This window comes from Lentimonas sp. CC4, assembly GCF_902728235.1.
GTDB lineage: Bacteria > Verrucomicrobiota > Verrucomicrobiia > Opitutales > Coraliomargaritaceae > Lentimonas.
This window is the reverse complement of record NZ_CACVBO010000001.1, coordinates 1,788,683-1,801,955: the sequence shown is the minus strand read 5'-3', so window position 1 is coordinate 1,801,955 and position 13,273 is coordinate 1,788,683. Positions and strand designations below refer to the sequence as shown.

Annotated in this window: 13 protein-coding genes; 8 read left to right on the top strand and 5 right to left on the bottom strand. The window is 53.1% G+C overall.

From position 1 onward, the window contains the following. Positions 1–146 precede the first annotated feature (146 nt). From GZZ87_RS07995 to GZZ87_RS07965, 8 genes are all read left to right on the top strand, one after another. Positions 147–1,361, top strand: a complete 1,215-nt coding sequence (locus tag GZZ87_RS07995) for a cation:proton antiporter (RefSeq protein WP_162027623.1) — start codon at positions 147–149, stop codon at positions 1,359–1,361. A 19-nt stretch (positions 1,362–1,380) separates the two neighbouring features. Further along, entirely contained in the window at positions 1,381–3,546 is a 2,166-nt protein-coding gene (locus GZZ87_RS07990; RefSeq protein WP_162027624.1) for an FUSC family protein, read from the top strand. A 216-nt stretch (positions 3,547–3,762) separates the two neighbouring features. Next, positions 3,763–3,975 (top strand): DUF1656 domain-containing protein, encoded by a 213-nt coding sequence (locus tag GZZ87_RS07985; RefSeq protein ID WP_244648000.1) that lies wholly within the window; start codon positions 3,763–3,765, stop codon positions 3,973–3,975. Positions 3,976–3,981: 6 nt separating this feature from the next. Beyond that, positions 3,982–5,079 (top strand): HlyD family secretion protein, encoded by a 1,098-nt coding sequence (locus GZZ87_RS07980; RefSeq protein WP_162027625.1) that lies wholly within the window; start codon positions 3,982–3,984, stop codon positions 5,077–5,079. Next, on the top strand, positions 5,076–6,569 hold the full coding sequence (locus GZZ87_RS07975) for an efflux transporter outer membrane subunit (protein WP_162027626.1): 1,494 nt from the start codon (positions 5,076–5,078) through the stop codon (positions 6,567–6,569). The genes GZZ87_RS07980 and GZZ87_RS07975 overlap by 4 nt, the downstream gene beginning before the upstream one ends. 332 nt (positions 6,570–6,901) lie before the next feature. Further along, entirely contained in the window at positions 6,902–7,036 is a 135-nt protein-coding gene (locus GZZ87_RS19890) for a hypothetical protein (protein ID WP_280178262.1), read from the top strand. A 143-nt stretch (positions 7,037–7,179) separates the two neighbouring features. Continuing rightward, positions 7,180–8,577 carry a glutamate decarboxylase gene (locus GZZ87_RS07970; RefSeq protein WP_162027627.1) on the top strand — a complete coding sequence of 466 codons (1,398 nt, stop codon included), beginning with the start codon at positions 7,180–7,182 and terminating at the stop codon, positions 8,575–8,577. Further along, positions 8,578–9,468, top strand: coding sequence for a hypothetical protein (locus GZZ87_RS07965; RefSeq protein WP_244648001.1), 891 nt, complete (start codon positions 8,578–8,580; stop codon positions 9,466–9,468). A 157-nt stretch (positions 9,469–9,625) separates the two neighbouring features. Here GZZ87_RS07965 and GZZ87_RS07960 read toward each other — a convergent pair whose 3' ends face one another. The 5 genes from GZZ87_RS07960 to GZZ87_RS07940 all read right to left on the bottom strand — a co-directional run bounded on the left by GZZ87_RS07960 (position 9,626) and on the right by GZZ87_RS07940 (position 13,218). After that, a complete protein-coding gene (locus GZZ87_RS07960) occupies positions 9,626–10,264 on the bottom strand; it encodes a trimeric intracellular cation channel family protein (protein WP_162027629.1) in 639 nt (212 codons plus the stop codon). Between the two features lie 12 nt (positions 10,265–10,276). After that, a complete protein-coding gene (locus GZZ87_RS07955; RefSeq protein ID WP_162027630.1) occupies positions 10,277–10,561 on the bottom strand; it encodes a hypothetical protein in 285 nt (94 codons plus the stop codon). 313 nt (positions 10,562–10,874) lie between these two features. Next, the gene (locus GZZ87_RS07950; protein ID WP_162027631.1) at positions 10,875–11,597 is read right to left on the bottom strand and encodes an amino acid ABC transporter ATP-binding protein; all 723 of its coding nucleotides are present in this window, start codon (positions 11,595–11,597) and stop codon (positions 10,875–10,877) included. Next, positions 11,594–12,262 (bottom strand): amino acid ABC transporter permease, encoded by a 669-nt coding sequence (locus GZZ87_RS07945; protein WP_162027714.1) that lies wholly within the window; start codon positions 12,260–12,262, stop codon positions 11,594–11,596. Before GZZ87_RS07945 ends, GZZ87_RS07950 begins: the two co-directional genes overlap by 4 nt. Before the next feature lie 182 nt (positions 12,263–12,444). Continuing rightward, a complete protein-coding gene (locus tag GZZ87_RS07940) occupies positions 12,445–13,218 on the bottom strand; it encodes a basic amino acid ABC transporter substrate-binding protein (protein WP_162027632.1) in 774 nt (257 codons plus the stop codon). Positions 13,219–13,273 lie beyond the last annotated feature (55 nt).

Genomic DNA, 13,273 nt, shown 5'->3' with positions numbered 1-13,273 from the left:
CTAGATCGCGGGGAGAATCGACACCAACCTGTTCTCTTTTCAAAGAAGTAAAATGAACGAAGCAGAATACAGGTAGAATAACTCGTTTTGAATTGATGTTAGAGACTAAAACTTCAAGGTCTACCCAGTTCTAACAACAAAATGCTATGTATGAAAACTTAGCCATCTTTGGCGCATTCATCTTCATCTACAGCCTACTCAACGGGGGGCTGGAGCGCACCCCGATCAATGGCGCGGTGGTATTTACAGCGTTTGGGGTTATCATGGGGCCCGAATGCCTCGGCCTGCTAAAGATGACAATCACCGCCGAGGCACTGCGCACTTTGGCGGAAGTCACCTTGGCGCTGGTCCTGTTCACGGATGCTTCCAACGCGAATTTAACCATTCTCAAGAAAAACGCGCAACTGCCACGCCGACTATTACTCATTGGTCTGCCGCTCACCATCGCTCTCGGATACGGCGCGGGGGTCTTACTTTTTGACGGACTGGGGATGCTGGAAATCGCCGTCATCGCCACCATGCTCGCCCCCACCGATGCCGCCCTGGGCAAGGCTGTCGTCTCAAACCCTTCCGTGCCCTCCGACATTCGCGAAGGTCTCAATGTTGAAAGCGGACTCAACGACGGCATCTGCGTGCCGATCATCTTCTTGTTTCTCGCATTGATCAGTGGCGAAGGCACCGAGCAAGGGCCACATGTATTGGCTTTAAAATTATTTGCTGAAGAAATCGGGATCGGCATGGGTGTCGGCATCAGCTTCACACTCATCGCGACCTATTTGATCAAATTCGCTGCCGTCAAAAAATGGATCACCGAGAGTTGGGAACAACTTCCGGTTGTCACTCTGGCGATCTGCTGCTTCACCGGCGCACAGCTCCTCGGAGGCAGTGGCTTCATTGCCTGCTTCACCGGTGGCCTGCTATTTGGTGCATTGGCCAAAAAATACAAACACGATTATTTAGTCACCGCAGAGAGCACAGGCGACACTTTCTCACTGATCACATGGGTCTGCTTCGGTGCGGCCGTGGTCGGCCAGAGCCTCGGCGCCTTTACTTGGCAAGTGCTGCTCTATTCCATCCTCAGCCTCACGGTCATTCGTATGCTGCCAGTCTTCCTCGTGCTCACGGGCATGAACTACCGCACCGATCAAAAGCTGTTCATGGGCTGGTTCGGCCCACGCGGCTTGGCCAGTATCGTGTTTGCAGTCATCGTGCTCAACGACAAGCTACCACACGGCGACACCATTTCAATGACCGCGGTCTGCACGATTTTACTCAGTGTGATCCTCCACGGAATCAGCGCCAACCCGTTCATCGCACTGCTAGCCACTCGCTCCAAGCGCGAGGAGGCTAAAGTAAACTAGGCGCTAGCGCTCGACACTTGTGACTGACTTCCCCTCCAGACGAGCCAAAGAATCGATCAAGACCGCATTGGCGATGGTCATTGCCTATGGGCTGGCGCTCGGGTTCGGATGGGAAAGGCCACTGTGGGCGGGCTTCGTCGTAGCGTTTTGCAGCCTAGCGACGATCGGACAATCCTTCACCAAAGCAGCCTACCGTATGTCTGGCACACTGGTAGCAGTGGTTCTCTCGCTACTATTGATCTCAATGTTCCCACAAGAGCGCTGGCTCTTCATGGGCACACTATCGCTCTTCGTGGGCTTTTGCACCTATATGATGAGCGGCCCCAATAAACCGTATTTTTGGAATATTACGGGAGTCGTCGCCGTCATCATCTGCATGGACACTGGGCCAGACCCCAGCAATGCCTTTCATATTGCAGTGCTACGAACCGAAGAAACCGCTCTGGGAATTCTAGTCTATAGCGTCATCGCATTACTACTCTGGCCCGTGTCATCACGCTCAGCCTTCATCGCCTCGGTCGGCGATCAGATCAACAAGCAACGTGACCTATCACTGGCCGCGTTCCATACTGTCGGCACAGGGAACCACGAGAATTACGCCCCCGCCAAAACGCAAACAGCCCAAGCACAAGCGCGCTTTAAGCAACTACTCGGAGCTGCGCTAAGAGATACCACTGAGGTCAAAGAAAAGAGTGCCGCATGGCAGAGTTACGCCAGCCTAGTCGGTCAACTCACCGAAGCGGTTGAACGCTTGAGCCATGGTTTTGCCGAACTCCAAACGCCTGAGATCGCGAAGCAACTCCCTGACATCGAGCATCTCATCCAAGAGACAGAACAACGCTTCGACGCAATGGAACAGATGGTCAAAGGGCACGCGCCTGACGCGCCCCTTCAGCCAGCCATCGAATACTCCCCGGACCCAAAGCAGCTCAAAGCACTCCCACACTTTCAACGCGCGGCAGTTGTCATCGCCTATCAACGCATCAACTCTATTGCTCAGATTAGCCAAGCCCTACTAGAACAAATGGCAGGCATCACTGACTGCGGCCCCATGCCAACCAGCACTCCCACCAGCAAAGTCCCAGCGGCCTTCGACATCGACCGAGGCATCAGTGCAGTCAAAGCAATGACAACGTTCTGGATCGCTTGCATAGGCCTAATCTACATCGAAGCACTCCCCGGCGGGAGCGGGCTAGTCACCATGGCAACCTCTATTGGTATGGTCTGTGCCTCCACTCCACAGCTACCCGTTCGAAAATTAGTTGCACCATTCATGCTGAGTATCGCAGCCGCCAGCCTCATCTATCTCTGCATCATGCCACGACTTTCAGGCTTTGCAGAACTCGGGATACTCCTCTTCATCGCGACCTTCGCGTTTTGCTACTTATTCGCAGCCCCTCAGCAAATGCTCAATCGAGCCTGCAGCCTCGCCATGCTCCTCGCCATCGCGTCGGTATCGAACCACCAAAGCTATAGCTTCGCGGTCGTCTCCAACACTGCAATGATGTTTGCGATTCTCCTCTTTATTCTACTCATCACAGCGAACATCCCGTATTCGCCGCGCCCAGAGCGAATGATTCTTCGACTACTACGCCGCTTTTTCAAAAGCTACCACACCCTCGTCGAAATACCTCCACCCTCAGGCAATTGCATCGCCAACGCGTTTCGTCGACTACACCAGAATTTCCACCGTTACGAAGTCAGCACCTTACCTGCAAAAATGGGCACGTGGGCACAGTTCTTAAACCCAGCCCCTCTGGAGGGCACCGATAAGGCACAAGTGCAAATGACGATCAATAGTGTGCAAGGACTCAGCGACCGAATGAACGAACTCATTGAGATTCGCGAAGCAGGACAATCCTACCATCTGGAAGCGCAACTCAAAGATGACTTCACCCAGTGGCGCGACTATAATCAATCCATCACACAGAACTTATTGAGAGACCCCGCTTCCGCGAATTACCAACAAGTCCTAGATCAATTATCAGCTATCCAAAAGCATCTAGAGGCGCGCATGAGCACGATTGCAAACCAAAGCACTGGAACCAACACCGAACTACACGAAATCGAGGCCTTCTATCGTCGCCTAAGCACTTACCGAGGCCTGTCTGAAGCACTGCTCAATTACGCCAAACAAACCGACGCGATTAACTGGACACCATGGAAGGAAGAGCGCTTTTATTAAGCGTAGAATACACGATGAACCTTAAAAAAGGAGTTAGGAGGTAGAAGACAGAAGTTAGAAACTGATGATCAGAATCTTATATATATTGCAGCCCGCCTTCCGACACTCAATCGAAGAACGAAGCCAATGGTCGGCGACATACTTAATCCTAAGCACCTCACAACCACAGGCTAACTTCTGACTTCTAACTTCTAACTTCTAACTTCTGAATCAACGATGAACCACATGCCACATGAATTCAGTATAGGCGGGGTCTATATGCCCTCGCTACTCGTTGCCGCCGCGCTCGGGCTCCTCGCCGCAGTCATCACATCGAAAGTGCTCAACCGCTGCCAACTCTCCAAATATTTTTTCTACCCGCCACTGGTCTTCATGGCACTCACCGTCATCTATACCGTCCTGATCGGCACCTTTGTGATTAAAGTCTAAACACACATGAAACACATTCTAAAATATCTAACTACCGCCATCGTTGTCGTGGTTGCCGTGCTCGCCGTCCTCTGGATGGTCAAGGATCAATCCATCAATCCACGCACCCGCGACGGACAAGTGCGCGCCGAAATCATCCAAATCGCACCACGTGTCTCCGGCCCCATCGTCAGCCTACCGCTCAAGGACAACCAACACGTCACAGCCGGCGACGTGCTCTTCCAAATCGACCCACGCACCTTCGAAGCCACACTCGCTCAGGCTCAAGCACAATACGACAAGGCCAAGGACAACTACACCGCACTCGAAAAACAAGTCGAGTCCGCGCAGGCCGATATCGAAGTCGCCACCGCTGCTGTGGTGCAGGCCGAAAGTTATATCAAGCAAGTCGACGCGCAGATCCAACAAGTCGAAGCCGAATACAAGCGCCAACAAGAACTCCTACCACTCAAAGCCACCTCGCAGAAATCCGTTGAACGTGCCAAAGCCAACCGCGACGTCGGCATCGAAGAGCGCAAAGGCGCCGTCGCTAGCCTGGCTCAAGCAAAAGCCGGACTCAGCCAAGCCGAAGCGGCACTCGCCCAAGCCATCGCCAACCGCGGCACACTCGGGGAGGCCAATGCCAGCCTACGCAGTGCCAAGGCCGCCGTGCGCACCGCCGAGCTCAACCTCGAATTCACCACCGTCAAAGCCCCCGTCGACGGCTTCATCACCAACCTCAATCTGCGAGAAGGCACCCAAGCCGTCGCCAATCAACCGATGCTCGCGCTGGTCGACATCAAGAGCTACTGGGTGGTCGGCTACTTCAAAGAAAACACCATCGCCAACATGCGAGCCGGTGATGACGCCAAGATCACTTTGATGACCTACCCCGACCAGCCACTAACGGGCACCGTCAACAGTCTCGGCTGGGGCATTGCACAACAGGACGGCAGCACCGGCTTTGAACTACTGCCCAACGTCAACCCAACCTTCGAGTGGATACGCCTCGCACAACGCATCCCCGTGCGCATCCATATTGATACCATTCCAAACGGCGTCTCCCTTCGCGTCGGCACCACCGCGTCCATCATCGTGCACACCACTGCAGGCAACTCGAAATGAAGCGCGCATATCAACACACTTCCATCGCTTGCACAGTGCTACTAGCTAGCGTTGCGCTCAGCGGCTGCCTCAAAGTCGGCCCAGAATATGTCGACCCCAGCGCCAACGTCGCCACGGGCTGGAATACCGAGACCAACGAACTCATGAACTACACGATGCCCAATGACACGGTATGGTGGAAAAATGCGTTTAACGACCCAGAGCTCAACCGACTAGTCGAGCTCGCCCTCGACGATAATTTAACACTGCGCTCTGCCAGCCTACGCGTCCTACAGTCGCAGCAACAACTCGCCATTGCGATCGGCAGTCAATATCCGCAACAGCAACAAGCCACCGGCGCCGTGACACGCTCAAAGGCCAACGACAACATCGCCAACAACTACAGCCTGGGCATGAACCTTAGCTGGGAAGCCGACATCTGGGGGCGCTTCAGCAGCCAAGTTGAATCCGCCTCGGCCGCCATGGATGCCAGCGTCGCCGACTATGATGGCGCTCTCGTCTCCATCGTATCCCAAGTCGCTCAAAACTATGTGCTCATCCGCACCTTCCGCAATCGCGTGAAAGTCGCACAGGACAACATCGAACTACAGCAAAGTAACTTAGACATCACACAGGCAAAATTTAATGCCGGTGAGGTCAGTGAGCTCGACGTCAATCAAGCACAGAGCCTGCTCAACAATACCAAAGCGACGATCTCCAGCTACGAAGTCTCGCTACAACAGCTCAAGAATGCACAGGCCGTCCTGCTCGGACAACCACCTCAAGCGTTTTCAAGCTATGTCACCGAAAGTAGCGAAATCCCAAGCGTGCAAGCAGAAGTCGCGCTCGGCATGCCACAGGATTTGATTCGTCAACGCCCCGACATTCGTGCCGCAGAACGCCGACTCGCCGCGCAAAGCGCCGAGATCGACTACGCCATTACAGAACTCTACCCGCACCTATCCATAGGCGGCAGCGTCGGCACCAGCGCGCAAAATGAAGGCAACCTCTTCGAAAGCGACAGCGAGCTCTGGGATATCACAGGCATGTTTCAATGGAACATTTTTAATTACGGCCGCCTGCAGAGCAACATTCGTCTCCAAGACGCGACTTTCCAACAACTGCTCACCGACTACCGAAGCACCGTGATCAACGCACAGGCCGATGTGGAAAACACCATCGTTGCTTATCTCAAGTCACACGAGCAATTGGAATCTTACCAGCTCGCCGCCGACGCCTCAAAGCGCGCTGTGAATATCTCGCAGACGCAATACACCAACGGACTCATTCCCTTCAACACCGTCATCAACACCCTCACCTCCGACGCCCAACAGCAAGACCTGCTCGCGACAGCGAAAGGCACTGTAGCCAGTAACCTGATACAAGTTTACCGAGCACTCGGCGGCGCCTGGGAAATTCGCAACGGCCAAGACCCCGTCGATCTCCTACCAGCATCCACCGAACAAGAAATGCTAGAACGCACCAAGTATTGGGAGGACGTCCTGGACTAAGCCGTAGGGGCTTTGCTCGCGAAGACCGCGACAACACCAACCCTCATCAAATTCCCCAGACAGTTAAATCCTACCGCGGGCTCCGCAAGCAGAGCCCCTACAGCCGACCGAGCCTCCGCAAAAACGTAACGTATACCTCCTTTGACAACATTGTAGCACCACACTAAAAGTGCCCTCCGACAACACTTCCCGAATAAAAAACACAGCCCACGCGGCGCCGACCCTGTTCCCCACCCGTAGGGGCTTTGCTCGCGAAGACCGCGACAACACCAAACCCCGCAAAATCTACGTAACGTCTCCTGCCTTCGCGGTTCGCGCCATTCGGCAAACTCATGGTTAGGAGACAAGCACGCCCCCTACAACTAACAAACCACACCATCGCCATTCACGACAAGAAATCCATCGAAGGTAACATCAACGACGAAGCGCACAGCCCACGCGACGCCGACACTGTTCCCCACCCGTAGGGGCTTTGCTTGCGAAGACCGCGACAACACCAAAACTCAAAAATCTACGTAACATCTCCTGCCTTCGCGGTTCGCGCCATTCGACAAACTCATGGTTAGGAGACAAGCACGACCCTACAAGCACAACAAACCCAAACCACACCATGGCCATTCACGATAAGAAATCCATCGAAGGTAAAATAGACGATGCAGTCTATGCTTCAACCAACCTCTCGGTATCCATGCCGAAGTTTAAATTCCCAAACAACGAGCACAGCCCCCGCGACGCATATACTGTCGTGCACGACGAACTGATGCTCGACGGCAATGCCCGTCAAAATTTAGCGACATTCTGCCAAACATGGGAAGAGCCTGAAATCCATAAGCTCATGGATGAGTGTATCGACAAGAACATCGTCGATAAGGATGAGTATCCTCAAATCGCCGAGATCGAATCTCGCTGCGTGCACATGCTCGCCGATCTCTGGAACTCGCCAGCAGGTGCGAATACCGTCGGCACCTCCACCACCGGATCAAGTGAAGCCGCCATGCTTGGTGGCATGGCGATGCTGCGCCGTTGGGAAGCCAAACGTAAAGCCGAAGGCAAACCTTACGATAAGCCCAACCTCGTCACCGGCCCCGTCCAAATCTGCTGGCACAAATTCACCCGCTACTGGAACATTGAGCACCGCGAAATCCCAATGGATGATCCGCGCCTGATCATGACCCCTGAAGAAGCACTCAAACGTTGCGATGAGAATACCATCGGCGTCGTGCCCACCCTCGGCGTGACTTTTACTGGCGAATACGAACCCGTCGAAGCCGTCTCCAAAGCACTCGACCAACTCCAAGCCGACACCGGCCTCGACATCCCCATCCACGTCGATGGCGCCAGCGGCGGCTTCCTCGCTCCGTTCAGTGCACCTGAATTGACATGGGACTTCCGTCTAGAGCGCGTCAAATCCATCAACGCCTCTGGTCATAAATTTGGCCTCTCCCCACTCGGTGTGGGTTGGGCAATCTGGCGCGAAGAAAGCGATCTCCCTGAAGAAATGGTCTTCTGGGTCAACTACCTCGGCGGCAACATGCGTGACATCGCGCTCAACTTCTCACGCCCGGGCGGTCAGGTCGCTTGCCAATACTACAACTTCCTACGCTTAGGCAAAGAAGGCTACGCCAAGATTCACAATGCCTGCTACGATACAGCCGCTTACCTCGCTACTGAAATCGAGAAGCTCGGTCCCTTCGAGATCATTTACAACGGTGAACGCGACAAGGGCATTCCAGCACTTTGCTGGAAAATCAAAGAGAATACCGATCCGGGCTTCACCCTCTACGACCTAGCAGATCGCCTCAGCATGCGCGGCTGGCAAGTCCCGGCCTATTCGCTGCCAGCGAACCGTGAAGAGCTTTCGATCCAGCGTATCCTCGTGCGCCACGGTGTCAGCCGTGACCTCGGCGATCTACTCTTAAAAGACATGAAGCAAGCCATGGCTCACTTAGAGAAACACCCGTCTAGCACCCCAATGACGGGTGACGAAGGCTCAGGCTTCCATCACTAATTGAAGCATCGCTCACGCGACATGTCCGAAGCCAATCCATCCAAGCACCAGGCACCTCAGCTCATCAAAGCTGCGGGTGCCTGGCCTTTTATCACGCACCGCATTTATCGGCACGTCGATGGCGCGCGACGCGCGTGGCATTCACGCCACCATCGCAAAGGACTGAACCTCCCGAAAGCCGGCGAGCGTTATCCAATCGCCTCGGTATTAGCACGCAGCCTATGGCAACCGAAGGTATTGAATTGGTGGATCGGCTTAGTCTTCATCATCGGAGCCTCTGGCTTTGCACTCGGCAGCCTACTCTGCCTCATTCCAGCTTGGCCGAAAGCCTGGGGATTGAGCGAGACTGAGATCAATGCGATCTTCTTCGCAGCCTCTATCCCCTTTACTACCGCAGGCTATCTGCAGCTGTATCAAGCCGCCAATGCGGGACGCACGGATGGCAAACGCCACTGGTTTGGCTGGAAGCCCAAGGACGCTGGTTGGCTCAGTTGCGCGCTGCAATTTGTCGGCACGGTGATGTTTAACTTCAACACCTTCGACGCCCTCCTCTCGAATCTAAACCGCGAAGCAGAACTGCTACTCATTTGGACGCCTAACGTCCTCGGTTCCATACTCTTTTTACTTTCCGGCTACATCGCATTCATCGAAATCTGTCACCGCCACTGGGCCATCAAACCCAAACAAATCTCCTGGTGGGTGACCTTTATTAATCTACTCGGCTGTATCGCTTTCATGATTTCCGCCTGCTTCGCCTTTGTGCCTGAGCATGCGCCCAGCTTCGATGCTGTGGAAATCTCCATCGTCTTTACTTTGGCCGGAGCGCTCTGCTTCTTGCTAGGCTCCTATCTAATGTGGCCAGAGTCCATCGTGGCACATGCGGATCAGTAACGCCATAGTTCCAGAATGGCTTTCTGAGGTAGAGCCTCGCTCTCGTTTAAATTCATAATTCCCGTCTGCTTTAGCTTCCTCACGTTGCCATCCGCGATACGAAAGGATTGCCTTTTAAACCTAAAAATATTCGGCAGCTAAAGCAGCCATCCCCCACTCACTTCACCTCCGACACTAAGCGTCGCGGCACAGCTAAGTTCCAATGTATCGCCGCAGCACGAAAGCAAAAAATAAAGACGACACAAAAGATCGCAGCCATCGATCCATGCTGTGGCACATAGTGCCGCGCGAGCGAATATAACACACAGCCAAACGCGATAGGCGTCAGATACAATTCGTGCGAAGTCATTAACAAATTGGTGCGCCCGGATAAAACATCACGGATCAAGCCGCCCCCAATGGCAGTCACCACACCGAGCACGACAGGCGTCACAGGTGGTCCATAATCTAAATCCCAGACCTTACTCATCGCCTGTATCGAAAACAGTGCGACACCCAAACCGTCTAAATACAGCATCAATCGAAAAATCTCCGCACGCGACAAGAGCTCCTTTGCCCAGAAAGCAATCACGCTGGCAACCAATGCCACCCAAATATACAACGAATCGATCGACCAATACACGGGCACATCTAAGACTAGGTCACGCAATGTGCCACCAGCTAACGCAGTCAACATGCCAATCACAGTGGCTCCTAAAATATCAACCCCTTTAGGCAATACAGCGAGCACCCCCGTCACTGCAAACGCTGCGATACCAATCATCCCGATCCAATAAATGAGTGAGTCGTAATTCATACTCAATAAACGCTAACGTCGCGCCACACCTCTAACAATTTCCTTCGCCGTGTGTCCCTGCGACTCCAGCGCAACCTCCTGCACCGCAGGGCTCGTTGCCACATCTGCGACCGAACGAGTGACCGTGGCCACCCCGCTCGCAGTGCTACCAACCGCCGACGCCACCGCACCCGTTGCATCACATGCAGCGCAGGCCACTTTACCTGTAGTCGAAATCGTAGTCGCCGCCAAATCAATCGGTGCTTTGACGACTGAACATGCCGAACACAGCAAGGCAGCAGGTAATAACAAAATCATAAAGAACCGGGGCATTGAGGATACAATGCGAAGCACATCAAACCCTGTCAATTCAGTGGTTTATACCGGCAAAGCATCTATTCAGAATCAAAGCTGCTTCAACGCCGCATTAACCTTAAAAGAGTAATTAGAAGCTGAATATCAGTGTTTTATAAAAAACATTTGTCTCGCCAAATGGCTTCGCCCTTTGGCTGCACCCAAGGGCATAATAAAGTGTCGCTGCGCTCGGCAGGCGGCAGCAAATAAGTCCGTAAGGGGACTCATAACCAAAGACTACCCCCTGACGCCCTACTTCTAACTCCTAAATATAGCCTTAAAGCACCATGCGTAGAAAACTCTTGGTGCGGGCATGCTCTGGGGCATCAAACAGCCCCTTTGGCTCTCGATCTTCTACAATGACGCCACCATCCATAAACAAGACGCGGTCGGCCACTTCACGAGCAAACCCCATCTCATGGGTCACGACAACCATTGTCATGCCATCCTTAGCAAGCTGCTGCATGACTGCGAGCACTTCACCGACCATCTCAGGGTCGAGCGCCGAAGTAGGCTCATCAAACAACATCACTTTCGGACGCATCGCCAAAGCACGTGCGATCGCAACACGCTGCTTTTGCCCACCCGACAGTGAATCTGGAAAGTGATCGGCCTTTTCCTCTAGCCCGACCTGTTTCAGGAGTCGATAGGCATTGGCCTTGGCCTCTTCGAGAGGCTCATCGAGGGCCTTAACTGGGGACAGGTAAATATTCTTCAACACCGACATGTGCGGGAACAGGTTGAAGTGCTGAAATACCATACCGACCTCCCTGCGAATTTGATTAATATTCGCCTGAGGCGCAGTGACGGCATGCCGACCGATCCGCACCTCGCCCTGACTGGCCTCTTCAAGGCCATTGAGACAGCGTAAAAAAGTGCTTTTCCCAGATCCCGATGGCCCGATCACACAAATCACTTCGCTTTCGCTCACATGAGCCGTCACCCCCTTTAACACTTCGAGATCACCGAAGGATTTATGTAAATTTTCGACTTTGATCATGATTTTTTTGGGCTCAGTTTACGTTCAGAAAGAGCAACCAGTCTCGAAAGCGTGACCGTCATAACGAGATAGACCAGTGCGATACCAATGTAGGTCGGAAACGGAGCAAAGGTGCGAGCCGCATAGAGCTTACCAGCCATGAGAAGCTCGGATACCCCGATCACTGATAGCAGTGAACTGTCTTTCAATAGAACGATGAACTCATTGCCCAATGGTGGAATAATACGGCGAAATGCTTGCGGTAATATAATCAGGCGCATTGCCATCACGTGCCCCATGCCAAGTGACCTTGCTGCCTCCATCTGGCCACGGTCGATGGATTGGATGCCCGCGCGAAAGATCTCAGCCACGTAGGCTCCACTATTTAAACTAAATGCGATCACACCAGCAAGGATCGGATCAATGGGGAAGCGCTGCCCCGTGAGCCCGAGGATGAGGCCAGGGAGACCGAAATAAACAATTAGAATCTGAACCAGTAACGGGGTGCCACGCACACAGTCGACATACACCACTCCGGGCAACCGAAGCCACCAACGACTAGAGAGCTTCATTAGGCTCATACTGAGCCCAATGAAAACCCCGAAGCATATGGAGATCCCGGTCACCAGCACTGTGATGCGAGCGCCTTTAATCAGGCTCGGCATCACAGTCGTGATGTGATGCATATACTCAGCAATAAGGCTGGGCTCCTGCTCCACGACACTAGCACTCACGGCCTCAGCGGCTTCGCACGGGCTGGTCGTGCTAAGTAACAAGACGCATAGGATGAGCAAGAATTTGAGCATAGGCGATTTCTATAGAATGCGCTTCGTGCACGCAAATGGCGTAAAGGTTCAGAGAAAGACCACTACTTAAAATACTTGTCAGCGATCGTATCATACTGCCCACTCGCTTTAACTTTCTCTAAGCCAGCATTCAGTGCTTCAAGCAACTCGACATCTTCGAGGTTAACGGCAAATCCGTATGTCTCGCTGTTGAGTGGCTCCCCTAGAAATTTAATTTTCCCAGGATAGCGCGCTGCGAAGGCTTGATTAACAGGCGTGTCGTTGATCACCGCATCGACAGTGCCGTTGGCAAGCTCCTGAAATGCAAGGCTGATACTCTCATAGTTCGTTAACTTGGCATAGCCGCCAATCTCGGCGCCTAGCTTTTCTGCAGCTTCGGCACCACTTGTGCCAATCTGCACAGCGACCTTCTTGCCTTTGAGCTGCTCAAGTGTCGTGAACTCGGTAGAGTCAGCTCCAATTGCGACAGAAATACCTGCATCAATGTATGGGTTCGTAAATGCGACCTGCTTTGCACGCTCTTCAGTAATCGTCATACCAGATGCAATTACGTCAATCGAGCCTGTATGTAGCGCGGCAATGAGCCCATCAAAACCAAGGTTCTGAATCTGCACCGCGTAGCCCGCTTCGGCTGCGATCGCTTTGATCAAATCAATATCAAAGCCAATAATTTCTCCGCTCTGCTCGTCAATCATTTCGAATGGAGGGAAAGTCGGCTCGCAGGCCACAGTAATGACCGGCTTACCATCTTCACTGATGGTAGCTTTTTTCCCACAACCCACGATAAAGACGAGTGCAGCAAGGAGGAGATAAGTGAAACGATTGAATTTTCTCATAATATTGATGGTGATATTGTTGCAAATATAAATAAGGCACCAGAAGACCTGCTTG